Genomic DNA, 19774 nt, shown 5'->3' with positions numbered 1-19774 from the left:
AATGAGAATCAGGATAGGCTCCGGTCCACCCAAAATGCAATACAAACAGCATACATGCTTGCATAATAATTGGAGCCGCCTATCTTGATGTCGGTTCGGGGTGTCGATCAGCAACAGGAGGCCAGCAATGCCCTATGTGACATATCTGCGCCGCAGCGATCCCTTTGCGCTGATGCGTTCCATGATGCGCGATCTCGACCGAGGTTTCTGGCCGTCGCCGTTTCGCGCGGCATTCCCGGCAGTGAATGTCTGGCAGGGTGCGGAAGTCGTCGCCGTTACTACCGAACTCCCTGGCATTGAGCCGGGCGATATCGAGATTGCGGTCAAGGACAACGTCCTGACGCTGTCGGGCGAAAGCAAGGCGCCCCAGGTTCTCGAAGGTGCGCGCTGGCACCGCAACGAACGCGGTTATGGCAAGTTTTCCCGCGCTATCCGCCTGCCATTCGCGGCCTCGGATGACAAGGTCGAGGCGAAGATGACGAACGGTGTATTGCGGATCGTCATCTCCCGGGCCGCGGCAGAAAAGCCAAAGAAAATCGAGATCAAGGCAGCCTGAGAGGAGCTGGAAAGATGAGCGCCGACATCACGCAAGCCACCGAAAAGACGCCGACCGACACGCCGAGACCATCGGTGGCGGGCGCATCTACCGCCGGCTGACCGATATCGTAGAGACCGATGAGGGTGTCTCCATGATGGCCGAAATGCCTGGGGTCGCCGCCGATGCGGTCGAAATCACACTCGAAAACCGCGTGCTGACGATCCGCGGCAAGGTTGAGCCGATGCGGCCAGAAAACCTGGAACTTGCCTATGCCGAATATGGCGAGGGCGATTTCGAGCGTACCTTCACGCTTTCCGAGGACTTCGACCCCGACAGGATCGAAGCCGAGATGCGTGGAGGTGTCCTCACCCTGACGCTCCCCCGAGCCCCTGAAGCGCAGCCGAAAAGGATCGCCGTCAAGGGCGCCTGAAAACCTAAGGAGACCATGTCATGCAGATTAAAGACCTCATTCCCTGGGCGCGCAAGGACGGCGCGCCAGACGCCAAAAGCAGCGAAGACAACCCGATCGCAACGCTTCAGCGCGAAATGAACCACGTGTTCGAGAATTTCTGGAATAGGGTCGGTCATTTCGAATGGCCCTGGGGCAGCGGCGAAGCCAAATCCGACATGGTCGAGACCGACGACGCGATCGAAGTGTCGATCGAGCTGCCGGGCATGGAGATGAAAGACATCGAGGTAACGGTCAACGATGACATGTTGACTGTGAAGGGGGAGAAGAAGATCGAGCGCCAGGAGAAGAAGACGGGATACTATCTCTCCGAGCGCAGCTACGGCGCGATCTACCGGACAATTCCGCTCCCCCCCGGTGTGGATGGCGAAAAGGCGCAAGCATCCTTCAAGAACGGGGTTCTGACGATCAAGCTGCCCCAGACTCCCGAGGCGCAGGCCAAGGTCAAGCGCATCGAGGTCAAGAACGGCTGATATGCCACATGGGGTGTCGCCGGTTTGCGGCGTCCCCTCCGCTCCGTGCGATATCGCACCGTCTGGCAAAGCCCCGGGGAGCTTGTCTCTCCAGGGCGGCTTTCGAGAGGCAATCATGAAAGACTTGCAACGATCTGGGCTGACCCGTGAACAATGGTCGGCGATGACGCTCTACGAGAAGTTCGAGCAAGTTGTCATCCTCGTCCTCAGCGTCATCATTGCGGCGATCGTCGTGGCGTCGGTCTGGGCGCTGATGCGCGAAGTCGTGAACCGCTTGGTTCTGGGGGCATTCGACCCTCTCGATTACGCCACCTTCCAGGTGGTGTTCGGCATGATCTTCACCGTGGTGATCGCGCTCGAGTTCAAGCGCTCCCTTCTTGTTGCGACCGAACGCAGCTTCGGGATCCTCCAGGTCCGCACGATCGTGCTGATCGCGCTCCTCGCCATCGCGCGCAAGTTCATCATCCTGGACCTCGGCGAGACGGAATCATCCAAGATTGCCGCACTCGCGGGCGCGGCGCTTGCGCTCGGCGCTGTCCACTGGCTGGTACGCGATCAGGACCGGCGCGAACTCGGAGGCTAAAAGACGCGATGACCGCGGCCTCCGCCAGCGACCGCCTGCTCAATTTCGTGCAATCGGCGCTGCTGCTCGGGCTCATGGCCGCGATCGCCTGGATCGCGGTGACAGCGATCGTCGGACCGGAGACCAATCTCCTCATGGCGCTCGCGATGGTCGGGGGGCTCCTGTTTGCGCCCGGGCACTGTTACTTTCACGAGAGTGCAGACGTAACGTATTCTTTGGCGCATCTGTCATGCGGATTTCAGGCACGTGATTTCGCGCCACATGTCAGTGGCGGCTTGTCGTAACTCACGATGATCGGCGGCATTGAATTGGTTTCGGGGGAAATAATTTAGGTTGTAGATCGGATTGTTGATTGCCACTGAGAACTGACCCAGCGTGGCCTGATATTTCCATTGAGAATTGACCCATGTTCCAACCTTCCCTTGCATGTTTTCAGCGAGGGCTATGGAGTGATCGACATGGCGTTATTGAGCGTGATCCGACGCTGGCATTTTCGAGACCATTTATCGATCCGGGAGATTTGCCGCAGGACCGGCTTATCCCGGAATACCATTCGCAAATACCTGCGCCTGGACGGTGTGGAGCCGAAGTTCAAGGTCCCGGAGCGGCCGAGCAAGCTCGATCCTTTTGCTGATCGGTTGTCTGCCTGGCTGAAGACGGAATCCAAGAAGAACCGCAAACAGAAGCGGACGATGAAGCAATTGCATGCTGACCTGATGAGCCTTGGCTACGAGGGCTCCTACAATCGGGTTGCGGCATTTGCCCGGGAATGGCGTGATGATCGCCAGAGAGAGTTGCAGACGACGGGCCGCGGGACATATGTACCTCTGGCGTTCGATCCCGGAGAAGCCTTCCAGTTCGACTGGTCGGAGGACTGGGCGATCATCGGCAATGAACGCACTAAGCTGCAGGTGGCGCACACGAAGCTGAGCTACAGCCGAGCCTTCATCGTTCGGGCCTATCTGCTACAGACGCATGAGATGCTGTTTGATGCCCACAATCATGCATTTCGCGTATTCGGCGGCATTCCGGGACGCGGCATTTACGACAACATGCGCACCGCGATCGACAAGGTTGGCCGCGGGAAAGAGCGTGACGTCAACGTGCGCTTCCAGGCGATGGCTAGCCACTACCTGTTCGAGCCTGAGTTTTGCAATCCGGCTTCAGGCTGGGAGAAGGGACAAGTCGAGAAGAATGTTCAGGATGCGCGTCATCGGTTCTTTCAGCCCGTTCCGCGCTTTCCATCGCTGGAAGCCCTGAACGACTGGCTCGAGCAACGCTGCAAGGAGTTCTGGGCACAGACCCCGCACGGTCAGATGCGTGGCACCATTGCTGACATTTGGGCGGAAGAAGCTCCCGCGCTCATGCCCATTACCCGGCCGTTCGATGGGTTTGTCGAATACACCAAGCGTGTCTCTCCGACCTGCCTCGTGCATCTGGAGCGCAATCGCTATAGCGTCCCGGCGTCCTTCGCCAATCGGCCGGTGAGCCTAAGGGTTTACCCAGACCGTGTTGTGGCCGCCGCAGAAGGACAGATCATTTGCGAGCATCGTCGCGTCATTGATCGCTCCCACGACAGGCCAGGACAGACGATCTACGACTGGCGGCACTACTTGGCGGTAGTGCAGCGCAAGCCAGGTGCGCTTCGCAACGGTGCACCATTCGTCGAACTTCCCGATGCATTCCGGGCCTTGCAGCAATACTTGCTCAAGAAGCCGGGCGGCGACCGGGAGATGGTCGATATCCTGGCGCTCGTCCTTCAACACGATGAACAGGCCGTCCTGTCGGCGGTCGACATGGCGTTGAAGTCCGGTGTTCCGACCAAGACGCATGTTCTGAACCTGCTGCATCGCCTTGTCGACGGCAAATCCTTCACGCCGCCGACCATCGATGCGCCACAAGCCCTGACGCTCGTCAACGAGCCCAAGGCCAATGTTGAACGATACGATGCCCTGAGAAAGACGGAGGCCCGCCATGCGTCATAATCCAGCAAGCGGTGCGATCGTCATCATGCTGCGGCAACTGAAGATGCACGGAATGGCACAAGCCGTCGGCGAACTAACCGAGCAAGGATCGCCGGCGTTCCAGGCTGCCATTCCGATCCTGTCGCAGCTTTTGAAAGCAGAGACCGCGGAACGTGAAGTTCGCTCGACTGCCTACCAGCTCAAGACGGCACGCTTCCCTGCCTATCGTGATCTGAATGGCTTCGACTTCGCCAGCAGCGAGATCAACGAGGCGCTCGTGCAGCAGCTTCATCGCTGCGACTTCCTGGACGACGCAAACAACATCGTTCTGGTCGGTGGCCCCGGCACGGGCAAGACACACATTGCTACCGCGATAGGTGTTCAGGCCATCGAGCATCACCACAAACGGGTCCGGTTCTTCTCAACGGTCGAGCTGGTCAACGCGCTGGAACAGGAAAAGGCGCAAGGACGGTCTGGGCAGATCGCCAATCGCCTTGTCCACTCTGATCTCGTGATCCTTGATGAGCTTGGATACCTGCCGTTCAGCGCGTCAGGCGGTGCGATGCTCTTCCACCTGCTCAGCAACGAGCGAACCAGCGTCATCATCACGACGAACCTCAGCTTCAGCGAATGGGCCAGCGTCTTCGGTGATGCCAAGATGACCACGGCATTGCTCGATCGGCTTACCCATCATTGCCACATCCTTGAAACCGGAAACGACAGCTTCCGCTTCAAGAACAGCTCTGCGCACGACACTAAAACGACAAAGGAGAAAACGAGGAACTTGACCACGACCGCAGACCCGAAACATACCTAACAGGCGGGTCAATTCTCGGTGGAAACGCTGGGTCAGTTCTCAGTGGCAATCAACACCATTCTGGCAGCGGCAAGCGCTGCGCGTCTGCCGCCTATGGTAACGCTAGTACTGTCGCTGACCTTTGGCATCATCCCAATGCTGCGCGAGGATTTCGAACGTATCGCGGATGCGCAGCGCGCCCGCGGCATGGAAATCGATGACGTCTCCTTCCCGATGCGCCTGCGTTTTGCGCTGGCGCGCGGTGTTCCGCTTCTGGTGCAGGCAATCCGCATGGCGCATGCCATTTCGCTTTCGCTCGCCATTTATGGCTTCGACACCAAGCGCAAGCGCACCACATGGCGCAACGTGGGCCTGCTGGTTGAATCACGGCTGAATACCAAGGACATAAAACGATGACTGAAGACAGCACGAAACTTTCCGGCAATGGACAGGTCTGGACCGTCGATGTGGCAGGCCGCAAGGTCGATCTGCCGATTGTGCCGATCAATCCGAACTTCGCCATTTCCCTGATGATGGTCATTGATCTCGGTGTTCGCTTCGGAGAACATGTGGGCAAAGCGCTGGCCGAAAAGCTGGCGCCGCTGAGGCCCGATGTGATCGTCGGTGCTGCAACGCTCGGCATTCCGGTAGCGATTGAAGTGTCGCGCGCGCTTGGTCTTGACGATTATGTCGTGTTGCAGAAGTCGCCGAAAATCCATCTCGGCGATGCACTGGTGCAGACGATTTCCTCCATCACCTCCAAGGGCGAGCAGCGTTTGCTTCTCGATCGTCAGGCAATCCCGCTTCTCGAGGGAAAACGCGTGGTCGTGGTGGACGACGTCGTGGCATCGGGTTCAAGTCTCAAGGGATCAGTCGAGTTGGTGCGCAAGGCAGGTGGCGAGGTCGTCGGCATCGGCGTCATCCTCACCGAAGCCAAGGACTGGCAGGCCACACTGGGCGAAGATGTGAAGCTACTTCATAACCTCGCGCATATTCCGCAGTTCGACAATCAGAATGGCGAGTGGACGCCGATTCTTGATAGCTTTCTGTGAAGACCAACGGAGCCCCGTAACCCTTCACTTTAGGACAGTCGCACCCGGCGACTGTCCTTTGCGGCCTTTGAACTTGGGGGTTCTAGAGCACGTCCGTTGTACGCGGAACCGCGATAAGGATTCCCTTGGGTTCTGTCGCGAATTTTTCACTTCTGCTGCGTTATTGTCGCTTCGGTGCGCATAATTGGGCGAGGTGACTGGGTATGGCGATCGATTTCAAAGGGTCTCATTTCCCCAAAAATGTCATCCTTTATGCGGTGTTCTTCTTTGTTCCTTATTCCGTTTCCTATCGTGACCTTCAAGAAATCATGGCCGAACGTGGCGTGAACGTTGACCATGCAACATTGAACCGCTGGGTTGTCCGTTACGCGCCACAGATTGCAGATCAGGCACAGAGACGTAAGCGTCGAACGCTTGGCTCATGGCGTGTTGACGAAACCTATCTAAAGGTCAAAGGCAAATGGACATATTTGTACCGGGCCGTTGATCGTGACGGACAAACGCTTGATTTCATGCTCTCCGAACGCCGAAATCTCGGTTCTGCACGACGTTTCTTCAAGAAAGCCATCGCAGCCAACGGTGTTCCAGACAAGATTGTCATTGATAAAAGCGGCGCCAATCTGGCGGGAGCACAAGCTGTAAATACAATCCTTAAAATCACAGGTTACAGCAAGATGATTGAAATCCGGCAGATCAAATATCTCAACAATATTCTTGAACAGGACCATCGTTTCATCAAGCGGATTACCAATCAGATGTTGGGGTTCAAGGCATTTCATTCAGCCGCAGCGACAATCGCGGGTATCGAAGTTGCGCATATGATCCGCAAGAGGCAATTCGCAAACGACAATTGTTCACCATTCATGGTCTTTGCGGAACTCGCAGCATAATTGCGCCCGGAGATACGCCTGCCTTTAACCCGCTGAAAATTTGCGACACAACCAGCTCGAGGAAGAACTGGCGCTTGCACAACTGCATCGTTTTGCACCGCGTAGCGAAAAGCATATGGATCGCGTCTTCAACGAAGCGGAGAGCGCTGCTCTTGAGGCCAACGCTGATGAGGGCCTGGCCGACTGTAACGAGACCGCCACCGCTGACCTTCCCGATACGGGATTACCGGAGATGGAAAAGCCCCATGGCCGGAAATGCGGACGCAAACCTCTTCCGGCAAATTTGCCACGTCAACGCGTTGAATATGACCTTGCCGACGATCAGAAGACCTGTCCATGCTGCCGGCACCCATTGCATCGCATGGTCGAACTCGTTACCGAGCAGTTGCATATCGAGGTGAAGGCCACGGTGCTGCAGAATGCCCGGGCCAAGTATGCCTGCCGCAATTGTGAACGCACCGATATCAGCACGCCCGTCATCATCGCGCCGATGCCCGCACAGCCCTTGCCGGGCAGTATTGCCACGGCCTCGACGCTGGCCTTTGCTCTTGTTCATAAATATGTCGACGGCACACCGCTCTATCGTCTGGCACAGGTCTTCGAGCGCGCTGGCGTTCCTGTCAGCCGGGGCGCTCTTGGCCATTGGGTGATCGGTTCGAGCGAAAAGCATCTCGTTCGCATCTACGATGCCCTGAAGCAGCGGCTCCTGTCGCAGAGCGTCATCCATGGTGATGAGACCACGGTGCAGGTGCTGAGGAAAAGGGCAGGAAAGCAACCGACGAATCCTACATCTGGGCCTATCGCAGCGGGCAGGACAGCCTTGAGCCAGTTGTACTGCTCGAATATCAGCCCGGTCGTGGGCAGGTGCATCCGCAGACTTTCCTTGGTGACTATCGCGGCATTCTGATGAGCGATGGCTATCAGGCCTGGCGCACCCTGAAGGGCGCAACACATGTCGGGTGTATGGCTCATGCCAGGCGACGCTTCGTCAACGCCTTCAAGGCCGGGAAGAAACAAAGCGGCCCGCCAGCGCAGGCATTGATGTTCTTCGACCAGCTCTACCGGATTGAAAGGCAGGTGCGCGACGAAAAGCCGGATGACGGCGAAACGCGGGCCGATTGCATCCGACGATCGCGCCAGAAACACAGCGTTCCGGTCCTCAATGCCCTGAAGGAGTGGCTCGACAGGACGGCCCCCAAGGTCGTGCCCGACACCAAGCTTGGCGATGCCATCTCCTATACCCGAAACCAGTGGGAGTATCTCTCCCGCTACACCGAGGACGGCAGGATGCCGATCGACAACAATTTATTGGAACGCGATATCAGAGTTTTTGCAACCGGAAGAAAATCCTGGCTCTTCTGTGACACCGTCGATGGGGCCAAGGCGAGCGCCGTCATCTACAGCCTTATGCTGACCTGTCGCGCCTGTGGCGTCGACCCATTCGCCTGGTTGCGGCACGTCTTCACCGAAATGCCGCAGCGTCCAGATCGTGCAGATATCAACGACCTCCTGCCATTCAACTTCGCAAAAGCCACACCTGCCTGATCAAGGCCCATAGGCAAAAGACGAGCACATCTCATAGCGGCGAAGTCAACGCGCAGGGAAATGCGCGCTTACCAATTATGCGCACCGAAGCGACAATAACGCAGCAGAAGTGAAAAACTCGCGACAGAACCATTCACTATTCATCAGAATACATACTCAAAGACCGGAGCGGTATGCACCACTCCGGTAAATGCCTGCAATCAGGCCTTGGATACGCGGCTATGCGGCCATTTCCAATCGTGTACTTCCGGCATGTCTTCGCCATGTTCACGGACATAGTCATGATGCTTTTGCAGCTTCTCATTGAGCGAAGTGATCAGAGGCTCGGCAATATCAGCGGCCAAAGGCAGGCGGTGGAGTGCTTCAATTGCCAGATGATAACGATCCAGTTCATTCATGACAGCCATATCAAACGGCGTTGTGGTTGTGCCTTTTTCGATAAAGCCACGCACATGGAAGTTCGGATGATTGGCGCGCTTATAAACCAGACGGTGAATGAGATATGGATAGCCGTGATAGGCGAAAATCACCGGACGGTCGGTGGTGAAAAGCGCATCAAATTCACTATCGGCAATACCATGCGGGTGATGCTGCGGTGATTGCAGCGCCATCAGGTCGACAATATTGACAACACGAATGCGCAAATGTGGCAATGCTTCACGCAGCATTGCGGTGGCGGCCAATGTTTCCATGGTCGGCACATCACCAGCACAAGCCATCACCAGATCTGGTTCCATGCCATCTTCGCTGCCTGCCCAGTCCCATTTGCCAAGACCGGCTTCACAATGTTTTTCTGCCTCATCCATGGTGAGCCATTGTGGTGATGGCTGCTTGCCAGCCACAATCACGTTCACGCGGTTCCATGTTTTGAGGCAGTGCTCACCCACCCAAAGCAGCGTATTGGCATCCGGCGGGAAATAAACACGGACAATATCAGCGCTCTTATTGGCAACCAGATCGACAAAGCCCGGATCCTGATGGGAGAAGCCGTTGTGATCTTGACGCCAGACATGAGACGTCAGCAGATAGTTAAGCGATGCAACCGGCTTGCGCCATGGCAGTTCGCGTGCCACTTGCAACCATTTAGCATGTTGGTTGAACATGGAATCCACAATATGGATAAAAGCTTCATAGCAGGAGAAGAAGCCATGGCGTCCGGTCAGCAAATAACCTTCCAGCCAACCTTGACACAGATGTTCACTCAGCACTTCCATCACGCGGCCATCAGCCGCCAGATGGTCGTCACTGCCTAAAGTTTCAGCCATCCAGACACGGTCGGTTGCTTCAAAAACACTGCCCAGACGATTGGAGGCGGTTTCATCAGGCCCGAAGACGCGGAAGTTTTTCTCTTCGTCATTGAGGCGGATGACATCGCGCAGATAGTCGCCGAGGATTTTGGTGGTCTGTTCTTCAACCGCGCCCGGTTCGGTGACATTGACCGCATATTTTCGGAAATCCGGTGTGTTCAGTTCCTTACGCAGCAAGCCACCATTGGAATGCGGAATGGCGCTCATGCGCTTTTCACCATCCGGTGCTATTGCGCGTAATTCCGGTTTGAGCTTACCGCTTTCGTCAAACAGGTCTTCCGGCTTATAGCTGCGCATCCAGTCTTCGAGGATTTTGCGGTGTGCATCATCAGCACGGCAATTGGCAACCGGCACCTGATGGGAACGCCAATGGTTCTCCACCATTTTACCATCAACCACTTTGGGTCCTGTCCAGCCTTTCGGGCTGCGCAGAATAATCATCGGCCAGCGCGGACGCTCCGGCGATTTAAGATCGGCCTGCTCTTTAATGGTTTTGATACGGTCAAAAGCCATGTCAAAAGTTGCTGCCATCAGCTGGTGCATTTTTTCCGGTTCATGGCCTTCAACGAAAAATGGCTCATAGCCATAGCCGGTGAAAAGACTGTGCAGGTCTTCATCCGACATACGGGCGAGCAGGGTCGGATTGGCGATTTTATAGCCGTTCAGATGAAGAATCGGCAGCACCGCGCCATCGCGCTTCGCGTTGAGGAATTTGTTGGAATGCCATGCTGCTGCCAACGGGCCGGTTTCGGCCTCACCATCACCTACGACACAGGCAACGACGAGATCGGGATTGTCAAAAGCTGCGCCGTAAGCATGCACAAGCGCATAGCCAAGCTCGCCGCCCTCATGGATGGAACCCGGAGTTTCGGGTGCCACATGGCTTGGAATACCGCCCGGAAACGAGAACTGGCGGAAGAGCTTTTGCATACCTTCAACATCTTCGGTAATGTCAGGATAGGTTTCAGTATAAGTGCCTTCCAGATAGGTGTTCGCTACCATGCCCGGGCCACCATGCCCGGGACCGCAAACATAGAGCACATCCTTGTTGCGTTCTTTAATAATGCGGTTGAGATGCACATAGATGAAGTTCAAGCCGGGTGTTGTCCCCCAATGGCCCAGCAAACGCGGTTTGACGTGGTCAGGCTTTAAAGGCTCGCGCAGCATCGGATTTTGCATCAGATAAATCTGGCCGACGGAGAGATAATTGGCTGCACGCCAATAGCGGTCGGTCAGTTTCAGCTGATCTGGAGTAAGCGGCTGGGCGCCAGTCTGATTATTCATTCCGGAATTCCTTAACCTATTAAGAGGATTAGTTTAAAACAGTGAGAGTTTCAGAAGCAATCACTTGCTCTTCATCAGTTGCGAGCATGAAGGCCGCGATTTTGCTTGATGGCGTGGTGATGCGGAAAGCATTGTTGTTGTTGGCCGTATCGTCCAGCTCAAGGCCGAGCCATTGTAATTTGCGAGCAATGCGGGCACGGATTTCCGGTTGGTGTTCACCAATGCCGGCGGTAAAAATAACGGCATCCACCCCGCCAAGGCTGGTCGCCTGTCGAGTGATTTCACCGGCAATACGGGTGGTGAAAAGATCAATCGCTTGCTTCGCCTCAGGTGCATCACTTGCCAGCAAGTCTCGGCAATCACCACTGATGCCTGAAACACCGAGCAGGCCGGAGCGATGATAAAGCATATCGGTCACCTCATCAGCGCTCATATTCTGCCGGCTCAACAGATGCAGCAGCACACCGGCATCAATATTGCCGCAGCGTGTTGCCATCGGAATACCGTCAAGCGTGGAGAAGCTCATGCTGGTATCAACACTTTTACCCTGATCGAGTGCACAAATGCTGGCACCGCTGCCAAGATGCGCAACAACAAGTTTCTTACGGCCCAAATCGGGCTGAAGCTCGTTAAACTGTTGCGCGATGGATTGGTAAGAAAGGCCATGAAAACCATAACGCTTGATGCCCTGATCGTGCATCGCCCGTGGAATGGCAAGGCGGCGGATCACATCCGGCATAGTGCGATGGAACGCTGTGTCAAAAGAAGCTGTTTGCAGAATATCAGGGAAAAGCTGACGGATTGCTTTAATCAGCGCCAGACTTTTAGGCTGGTGGAGCGGCGCATAGGCCGACAAATCGTCAATGGCCTGAATTGAGCGATCATCAATTAATGCAGGACCTGCAAAAATATCGCCGCCATGCACGACACGATGGCCAATTGCTTTGACACGGGAAAGTTCGATATAGGCTGAAAGCTTGTCAAAAACTTCGCTGAGAACAGCAACAATATCGGCTGACTCTTGCGTCTGCAGTTCAATATCCAGCCGTTCCTTGCCGCGTTCCATATGAAAATTCAACGGAGTCGCGGCAAAATCGATGTCTGCTTTTGCCGATTTTTGCAAAGACGAACCATCATATTCAAAACTGCCGATTTTGACGGTCGATGATCCTGTATTGAACGTCAGCAAGACGCTGTCCATAAAACCTCCATTATGAAATATAACCTCTTTGACTGATCGGCAAATGCGATGCATTGAGCGTAATCAACATTAGTGGCTTTATCCCTGGTTCAAGCTAAGGGCTCACTGTTTCAAAACACCACATTCTAGGGTCAGGACTTCGGTAACGGGGCCGTTCCAGTCAAGCAAAAAGTGACGACCGCAGCCGCGCCGTCATGGTGCCATTGCGGTAAATAATCCCGACAGATCCCCTTTCGCCGCTGCCTGACTTGCTTTGCCCTTCGTTTGAGGTCCGCCCGGGCTCATGCTTCGGTCCGTGGTCAGCGCGATAGCTGCCAACATGATGCTGGTCCAGTGCGGTAATTCCGATGTGCCCATCTCATTGGCGTGCTCGGCAGAGGCCGGCGACAGTCCTGACCACGGCATCATCGGAACCGCGTCCCGGTTGGGACCTCGAAGGTCTGCGGTCAGGCAGACGTCAACGATATGGTTCTGATGTGAAGGCTCAGGCCGACTTGGTGAGCAATCGGTCTGAAGAGAATTCGGTGCCATCCGTCCACATCCGGTGAAGGATGGTACCGATGCGCCTTGCCAAAGCCACCATCGCACGCTTTGCACCTCGGCGTTTGGCGACTTGTGCGGCCCAGCTTCTCAGCCATGTCGAGCGACCCCGATGTATCATAACGGTAGCCGCCTGACACAAGGCTCTTCGCAGATTGGCGTCGCCAGCTCGCGTAATACCGCCGATCACGTCGCGCTCACCGGACTGGTTGCGCGAAGGTGTAAGGCCGACCCATGGACCCACCTTCTTGGACGATGAGAACCGCGCGGGATCATCGACCGCGGATCGGAAAGTTAAGGCGACGACCGCCCCGATGCCAGGCATCGTCATCAATAGCCGGCACACCGCGTCGTCCTTCGCAAGCAGACGGACCTGACGTTCGAGTCCCGCCAGTTCATGGCGAAGGCTGGTGCGCGCGCGTAACATCGGTCCGGACGCTGCTTGCAACATGGAATTGCCTTCCACCAACTGTTTGATCCTGGCGTCGAACTGGCCGCGCGAGATGGCGCCGACCTTCAGGCCGAAGTTTCTCAGCAATCCGCGCAATGACAGTTCCAGCGCGATCATGCCTTGTTGGATCGCCTTGCGGGCAGACAGAAGTGCACGAACTTCCTGTGCCGACACGGATTTACAATGTACGGGCCTGAACCAGCCCAGATGAAGCAGTCGGGCAATCCCTTCCGCGTCGCGCCGATCCGTTTTGATCGGCATTGCCTTCAGAGCACCCTTCACCTGTCGGGTTTCCATCAGAACAACTTCCAGCCGGGCATCGGCCAAACCGCGATGCAGCCACTGGGACAGCGGCCCGGCTTCAAGCCCTATGATAGCGACCGATCCCTCCAGGGTGTTTGCAAAATCCACGATCGATTGGGGATCACTGAGAACCTGCGCTTCTTTTACGATCTTGCCGTGCTCATTGATTACACAGACCGCAGTCTTCGCCAGTGATACATCCAGTCCTATGAACAGCTTCATCCCATATTCCTCCGATTGAGACCGATACGGGAACAACGACAGCTTGCTGCGGGCAATTTCAAGATGCGTCAGCCGGTGGCGTGGCGCAGGCCCCGTTACAGCATCTCATTGATCACAGCCAGAAGATTACGGTAGCGGCGAGTGCGATGGCTGAGAGGAAGACTATAGGGCACCTGTCATAGCGTGTAGCGACGCGCCTCCAGTCCTTGATGCGGCCGAACATGATCTCGATGCGGTTGCGGCGTTTATAGCGGCGTTTGTCGTATTTAATGGTCTTGTTTCGGGATTTCCTGCCCGGGATGCAGGGAGTGATACCCTTTTCCTGTAGGGCGTCGCGAAACCAGTCGGCATCATAGCCACGGTTGGCCGGCAGCCATTGGGCCTCGGGAAGCTCGTCAAGCAAGGCGGCTGCACCGGTATAATCGCTGACCGGACCTGCTGTGATGAAGAAGCTGATCGGGCGACCGTTGGCATCCGTTACAGCATGAAGCTTGGTGTTCATGCCGCCTTTGGTGCGTCCATTCAGGCGTTCCGCGCCCCCTTTTTTACCCGCAGGCTGGAAGCCGTGCGGTGGGCCTTGAGATAGGTCGCATCGATCATGATCGTCTTGCGCTCTGGAGCTTGAGGCACTGCCAGACCTTCCATCATCCGCAGGAAGATGCCCTTGTCGCCCCAACGTTTCCAGCGATTATAAAGTGTCTTGGAGGGGCCATATTCCTTCGGCGCATCGCGCCATCTGAGCCCATTGCGATTGACGAAGATGATGCCGCTCAGAACGCGCCGATCATCAACGCGAGGACGGCCGTGGCTATTAGGGAAATACGGCTGAAGACGTGCCATTTGCTCGTCTGTCAGCCAAAAGAGATCACTCATCATTCAGGCTCCTTCGAGCCCGTCTGAATCACAATCAGCGTGACAAATCAATGGGTCCTGACCCTAGCGTCAGTCTCGCTTCATAATTTTTGGCACATACCAAACAAGCAACGCCGCAATAACTAGCATGAGGAGTGAGACGGCCATCTGATAGACGGGATAATTTGCTTCATCTCTTGACACAAAGAATGCAACAATAACCCCTGCCGCCGAAAGAATGACTTGAGCGATGATCCGAACCATGAAGTTTATTGCCCCTTTTATTTTAATGTAGAACTTCTATCACTATCTCAGGAAATCGCGGAAGCGACGCAGCGCAAAGAAGAAAAGAACGCTTCCGATTACAATCATGGCCAGCAATTGCGGCCACACGACGCTGAGTCCTGCCCCCCGGAACAACACCGATTGCGCGAGCATCACGAAATGTGTGTTGGGTGCTGCCAGCATGATGTTCTGGATAATATCAGGCATACTCTCACGCGGCGTTATACCGCCTGAGAGAACCTGAAGCGGCAGCAAAACCAGCATTAGCAGAAGGCCAAACTGCGGCATCGAACCGGCAATCGTTGCGAGAAAAATGCCAAGGCTGGTGGTTGCAAAGAGCTGCAATGCAGCTCCTGCCAGAAACAGTGTCAGTGAACCGTTGATCGGCACCGCCAGAACGCCCTGCACCACCACGATCAGCGAAAAGGCCGTAGCGACCAGAACCACCATACCCATAGACCAGACCTTGGAAATCATGATCTCAAGCGGCGTTACCGGCATCACCAAAAGGTGCTCGATGGTGCCATGCTCGCGCTCACGGATAAGGGCTGCACCCGTCAGAATAATTGAGAGCATCGTCACCGACGAGATGACATTGGTGATCGCGCCGAACCACCCCTTGTTCAGATCCTGATTGAACCTTGCACGCAAATTGAGGCCAACCGGCGTTTGCGTGTCCCCGCGATAGCGATTGAGAAACTCAGAAACTTCGCTCGAGACAATCGACTGCACATAACCACCACCCGTAAAGGCCTGGCTCATGCGTGTTGCATCAACATTCAGCTGGATTGTTGGCGAACGCCCGGCGAGAAGATCACGCTGGAAATTCGGCGGAATATCGAGTGAGAATGTATCAAGACCTGCATCCATGCGCTTGTCCATCTCATGAGACGAGATGAGTTTGGGCGGCACGAAATATGGCGGATAAAACGCGGTCGTAATCCGACCCGAAACCGGCGACTGATCCTCATCGACAATGGCGATAGCCGCATTGTTGAGGTTTTCAGGCATAGCCTTCGCCGCCGTATAGATCGCGAGCGTGAAGGCATAGACAATGAGCAGCAGAAGCATCGGATCGCGCGCCAGTCCGCGCAGTTCCTTGATACCAAGCTGGAGTATATTGGAAATCCGCATCTCAGCCCGCCTGTTTCTTGAGGAGAACAATGCCGAGAACGGCAAGCACCGGGATTGCAATCAGCAGAGGCAGAAACGACCCCGCCAGATCGGTAAAATCGAGCGCCTTAGAGAAAGTCCCGCGCGAGATCGTCACGAAATAGGTTGTCGGATAAATTTTCCCGATAAAGGCACCCGCTCCCTGCAAGGATGAGACAGGATCAATAATGCCGGAATATTGCACAGCAGGAATGAGCGTCAGCAATGCTGTGCCGAAAATCGCTGCAATCTGGCTGTTGATAAAGGTCGATATCACTAAGCCCATGCCAGTCGTGATGATGACATAGAGAAGCGCTGCTGTGGCATAGGTCAGGAAGCTTCCGGTAAATGGCACGCGGAATATGAAAACCGCAAAGGCTGTCAGCATCAAAAAATTGAGGAAGGCCAGCGCAATATAGGGCAACTGCTTACCAAGCAGAAACTCGAATTTCGTAACCGGCGTCACGTAGAAATTGATGATCGAGCCAAGTTCCTTCTCGCGCACCACGCTCAGCACAGCGAGCATGGCCGGGATCATCAAAAGCAAAAGCGGGATGACTGCTGGAACCATAGCCACAAGGCTCTGCACGTCCGGATTATACCGATAGCGGATTTCGAGATTGAAAATGCCGACGGTAGCAGCATCTCCATAAAGCTCACGCGCCTTCTGCGTCAACCAATTGGCATGCATCCCCTGCACATAACCACGCACGGTTTCCGCTCGCGTCGGCATGGCGCCGTCGATCCAGGCAGCCACCTCAACAGGGCGACCATGCGCGACATTGCTGCCAAAATTCGGTGGAATTTCAATCGCAAGACTTATCTCACCCTCACGCATCCGTCGGTCGAGATCGTCATAGTCGGTAATTGGGGGCTTTTCAGTGAAATAGCGCGAACCGGCAAGCTGCTGTGTATAATCCCGGCTGATCGTAGTGTCATCGCGATCAAGAACCGCAAATGTCAGGTCTTCGACGTCAAGATTAATACCATAGCCGATGACGAACATAAGAATGACAGTACCAAGAATAGCTAGTGTCGCACGGATCGGATCGCGCTTGAGCTCCAGCGCTTCGCGACGTGAAAAAGCCAGCATCCGTCGTGGGTTTGGCAACCAGCTCGATGAAGGCGTTATTCTCTTCTCCGGCTTCTTTTCCGGTATCGGATCGACCTTTTCCTGATTGCTTTTCTGTGGCGTGGTCTCACCTATCGCTTCTTCGAGATAGGCAATAAACGCATCTTCAAGCGTTGCTGCATTGCGGCTTGCAGTAATGGCTTTTGGCGTGTCGCTGATCAGCACCTTACCCGCATGCATAAGGGAAATGCGATCACAAAGCTCGGCCTCATTCATGAAATGGGTCGAGACAAAGATCGTCACATTATCCTTGCGCGAAAGATCGGCAAGTATCTGCCAGAATGCATCGCGCGCAACCGGATCGACGCCCGATGTCGGCTCATCGAGAATGAGAATGTCCGGTGAATGGATCAATGCCACAGCCAGCGACAAACGCTGGCGAATGCCAAGCGGCATCGAGTCCGGCAAATCATCCATAACACCAGCCAAATCAAACCTTTGGGCCAGTTCCTTGATTCTGCGTTTGGTATCGTCCTCTGCCATACCAAACAGCTTGGCATGAAGCTCAAGATTCTGATGAACTGTGAGCTCGGAATAGAGCGAGAAAGCCTGTGACATGTAGCCGACATGACGACGTATATCGATATCCTTTGGATCGACCTCACGTCCGAACAGCCGCGCCGTGCCTTCGCTCGCTGGCAAAAGCCCGGTCAGCACTTTCATGGTCGTGGACTTGCCGCAGCCATTCGATCCGAGAAAGCCGAAAATCTCGCCGCGCGGAATACGGAAACTCACATTATCGACGGCAGTAAAATTGCCAAACCGCACCGTGACATGCTCTGCCTCGATAGCGATGCCGCTATCTGCCTGCGCATTGCGCGGCGGCATGACAACTTCACTATGCCCCCGACGAAGTTCTTCCGGCAAAAGTGCAATGAAGGCCGCGTCAAGATTGGGCGTTTTGGTTTTCTCAAGCAGTTCCTGTGGCGTGCCGGTCGCAAGAATCTGGCCATCATTCATTGCAACCAGCCAGTCGAAGCGCTCCGCTTCTTCCATATAGGCCGTCGCAACAATGACGCTCATCCCCGGACGATCCTTGCGGATATCGTCGATCAGCTCCCAGAACTGACGACGCGACAAGGGATCAACACCCGTTGTCGGCTCATCGAGGATCAACAAATCGGGATCATGGATCAGCGAACAGCAGAGACTCGTCTTCTGCTTCATGCCGCCCGAAAGCTTACCTGCCGGGCGATCCGCAAAGGGCGACATCCCCGTTCGAGCCAGAAGATCGGCGATGCGGCGCTCACGTTCGTGCTTGTCATGACCAAACAGCCGTCCAAAGAACTCAATGTTCTCGAAGACAGAGAGCGTTGGATAGAGATTCTTTCCCAGCCCTTGCGGCATATAGGCAATTCGCGGAAAAGCCGACTGGCGATGGCGCTTATCGGCAATATCGCCGCCCAGCACTTCGATCCTGCCCTTCTGCATAACGCGTGCGCCAGCAATCAGCGACAGAAGGCTCGACTTGCCAACACCGTCAGGACCGATCAGCCCCACCATGCAACCGGCAGGCACGTTGAGCGAAATATCGCGCAACGCTTCCGTCAATCCATAAGACAGCTTCACGCTCTCAGCGCGAACGACAAAGCTGCCGTCGCCCACGCCAGCCTTTATCGAAGCCGCACTCATTTTACGGTGTCCGCGAGGTTCTTCGGCCATTCAGCATTGGGATCGAGTTTCACATAAGCCATTCCCGGAAGTCCGGTTTTGACTTGCTGAATATATTTCTGAAGCAAATCCTGCGGGATCTTTGCCTTGACGCGGAACATGAGCTTCTGGCGCTCTTCTTCCGTTTCAACCGACTTTGGCGTGAACTGCGCCACATCGGCCACGAAGCTGATCGTCGCCGGGATCACATATTGAGGTGCCGCATCGAGCACGATGCGCGCATCTGCCCCAATAGCTACGCGGCCAGCCTGCGCAGTCGGCAGGAAGAAGGTCATATAGACATCGCTGACATCGACCAGATTAAGCACGCGACCACCGGCTGACAGCACCTCGCCCGGTTGCGCAACGCGATATTGCACGCGGCCAGGCTTTGGCGAACGCAAGGTGGCATCGTTGATATCCGTGTCGATGGTGGCAATTGCGGCCTTTGCCGCTTCAACGGCAGCTTCTGCATCGACAACCTGTGCCTTGGCCGCACTGATCGCAGCGGCGGTCGCCGCCAGCTGCGCCTTCGCCGCCCCTACGGCTGCTTCAGCGCCTTGCGCGGTTGCCCGGTCATCATCGAGGACCTGCTGAGAAACCGTGCGTGACTCTGACAGCTGCTGCGAACGAGCCAGACGACGATTGGCGGCATCCAGCTGTGCCTCGCGCTGCGCAACGGTCGCTTCAGCAGCAGTTTGTTCGGCTTCACGCTGTGCGACGAGGCTTTTCGCTGTATCGATGCTTATTTCGGCCCGCCGCAATTGTGCTTCTGCCTGTTTGCGCTGGCTTTCGAGCTGAGCCGTATCCATGCGTGCCAGAACGGCATTCGCTTCAACGAATTGCCCCTCATCGGCCAGAATTTCGCGGATACGTCCGGGGCTCTTGGTAGAAACATCGATCTCGACGGCTTCGATGCGGCCATTTCCGCCAGCAATGCCTTCCGGTAATCCGGGCGCGCTCAGTGCTTTCCAGGCATAGTAGCCTGCCGCAGCAAGCACTACTATGATAAGGGCCGGGAGCCAGCGGCCGAAAGAATTCTTCATGTTTTCGTTCTCCACATTCTTACAGGCTCGATCGTAATG

Annotated in this window: 18 protein-coding genes and 1 pseudogene; 11 read left to right on the top strand and 8 right to left on the bottom strand. The window is 55.5% G+C overall.

The window, feature by feature from the left end; all coding sequences use genetic code 11:
- Positions 1–127 precede the first annotated feature (127 nt).
- From FJQ48_RS09425 to FJQ48_RS09375, 11 genes and pseudogenes are all read left to right on the top strand, one after another.
- A complete protein-coding gene (locus FJQ48_RS09425) occupies positions 128–556 on the top strand; it encodes an Hsp20/alpha crystallin family protein (RefSeq protein ID WP_100649063.1) in 429 nt (142 codons plus the stop codon).
- Between the two features lie 145 nt (positions 557–701).
- Complete coding sequence (locus FJQ48_RS09420) at positions 702–968, top strand: Hsp20/alpha crystallin family protein (protein WP_247870339.1); 267 nt, start codon at positions 702–704, stop codon at positions 966–968.
- A 20-nt stretch (positions 969–988) separates the two neighbouring features.
- Positions 989–1480, top strand: coding sequence for an Hsp20/alpha crystallin family protein (locus FJQ48_RS09415; protein WP_100649062.1), 492 nt, complete (start codon positions 989–991; stop codon positions 1478–1480).
- A gap of 115 nt (positions 1481–1595) precedes the next feature.
- Positions 1596–2063, top strand: a complete 468-nt coding sequence (locus FJQ48_RS09410) for a phosphate-starvation-inducible PsiE family protein (protein ID WP_121986533.1) — start codon at positions 1596–1598, stop codon at positions 2061–2063.
- A gap of 8 nt (positions 2064–2071) precedes the next feature.
- The gene (locus tag FJQ48_RS22340) at positions 2072–2347 is read left to right on the top strand and encodes a hypothetical protein (protein ID WP_157808497.1); all 276 of its coding nucleotides are present in this window, start codon (positions 2072–2074) and stop codon (positions 2345–2347) included.
- 174 nt (positions 2348–2521) lie between these two features.
- On the top strand, positions 2522–4048 hold the full coding sequence (gene istA / locus FJQ48_RS09400) for an IS21 family transposase (RefSeq protein ID WP_100649079.1): 1527 nt from the start codon (positions 2522–2524) through the stop codon (positions 4046–4048).
- Positions 4038–4844 (top strand): IS21-like element helper ATPase IstB, encoded by an 807-nt coding sequence (gene istB / locus FJQ48_RS09395; RefSeq protein WP_100649059.1) that lies wholly within the window; start codon positions 4038–4040, stop codon positions 4842–4844. Before istA ends, istB begins: the two co-directional genes overlap by 11 nt.
- 18 nt (positions 4845–4862) lie before the next feature.
- A complete protein-coding gene (locus FJQ48_RS09390; protein ID WP_247870338.1) occupies positions 4863–5240 on the top strand; it encodes an energy-coupling factor transporter transmembrane component T in 378 nt (125 codons plus the stop codon).
- Complete coding sequence (locus tag FJQ48_RS09385) at positions 5237–5875, top strand: phosphoribosyltransferase family protein (protein ID WP_100649058.1); 639 nt, start codon at positions 5237–5239, stop codon at positions 5873–5875. Before FJQ48_RS09390 ends, FJQ48_RS09385 begins: the two co-directional genes overlap by 4 nt.
- A 203-nt stretch (positions 5876–6078) precedes the next feature.
- The gene (locus FJQ48_RS09380) at positions 6079–6765 is read left to right on the top strand and encodes an IS6 family transposase (protein ID WP_100649057.1); all 687 of its coding nucleotides are present in this window, start codon (positions 6079–6081) and stop codon (positions 6763–6765) included.
- A 52-nt stretch (positions 6766–6817) separates the two neighbouring features.
- Positions 6818–8310 (top strand): annotated as a pseudogene (locus FJQ48_RS09375) (IS66 family transposase); the annotation flags it as partial.
- Between the two features lie 200 nt (positions 8311–8510).
- Here the strand turns inward: FJQ48_RS09375 and FJQ48_RS09370 are convergent.
- The 8 genes from FJQ48_RS09370 to FJQ48_RS09340 all read right to left on the bottom strand — a co-directional run bounded on the left by FJQ48_RS09370 (position 8511) and on the right by FJQ48_RS09340 (position 19735).
- Positions 8511–10901, bottom strand: a complete 2391-nt coding sequence (locus tag FJQ48_RS09370; RefSeq protein ID WP_100649056.1) for a phosphoketolase family protein — start codon at positions 10899–10901, stop codon at positions 8511–8513.
- Positions 10902–10929: 28 nt separating this feature from the next.
- Positions 10930–12102 carry an acetate/propionate family kinase gene (locus FJQ48_RS09365; protein ID WP_040128197.1) on the bottom strand — a complete coding sequence of 391 codons (1173 nt, stop codon included), beginning with the start codon at positions 12100–12102 and terminating at the stop codon, positions 10930–10932.
- Positions 12103–12586: 484 nt separating this feature from the next.
- Positions 12587–13618, bottom strand: coding sequence for an IS110 family transposase (locus FJQ48_RS09360; protein ID WP_100649055.1), 1032 nt, complete (start codon positions 13616–13618; stop codon positions 12587–12589).
- Between the two features lie 112 nt (positions 13619–13730).
- A protein-coding gene (locus tag FJQ48_RS09355) for an IS5 family transposase (RefSeq protein WP_139974910.1) occupies positions 13731–14491 on the bottom strand; the annotation gives its coding sequence in 2 pieces (ribosomal slippage) (positions 13731–14167 and positions 14167–14491; 762 coding nt in all).
- 69 nt (positions 14492–14560) lie between these two features.
- On the bottom strand, positions 14561–14734 hold the full coding sequence (locus tag FJQ48_RS22335; protein ID WP_167387096.1) for a hypothetical protein: 174 nt from the start codon (positions 14732–14734) through the stop codon (positions 14561–14563).
- Positions 14735–14776: 42 nt separating this feature from the next.
- Entirely contained in the window at positions 14777–15889 is a 1113-nt protein-coding gene (locus FJQ48_RS09350; protein WP_100649054.1) for an ABC transporter permease, read from the bottom strand.
- Position 15890: 1 nt separating this feature from the next.
- Entirely contained in the window at positions 15891–18671 is a 2781-nt protein-coding gene (gene rbbA / locus FJQ48_RS09345) for a ribosome-associated ATPase/putative transporter RbbA (protein ID WP_100649053.1), read from the bottom strand.
- The gene (locus FJQ48_RS09340) at positions 18668–19735 is read right to left on the bottom strand and encodes an HlyD family efflux transporter periplasmic adaptor subunit (RefSeq protein ID WP_100649052.1); all 1068 of its coding nucleotides are present in this window, start codon (positions 19733–19735) and stop codon (positions 18668–18670) included. Before FJQ48_RS09340 ends, rbbA begins: the two co-directional genes overlap by 4 nt.
- Positions 19736–19774: the final 39 nt, after the last annotated feature.

The sequence above is a fragment of the Ochrobactrum sp. CGA5 genome, from assembly GCF_006345815.1.
Classification (GTDB): domain Bacteria; phylum Pseudomonadota; class Alphaproteobacteria; order Rhizobiales; family Rhizobiaceae; genus Brucella.
Note: the sequence above shows the minus strand (reverse complement) of the source record. Positions and strands in the feature narration are given on the sequence as shown.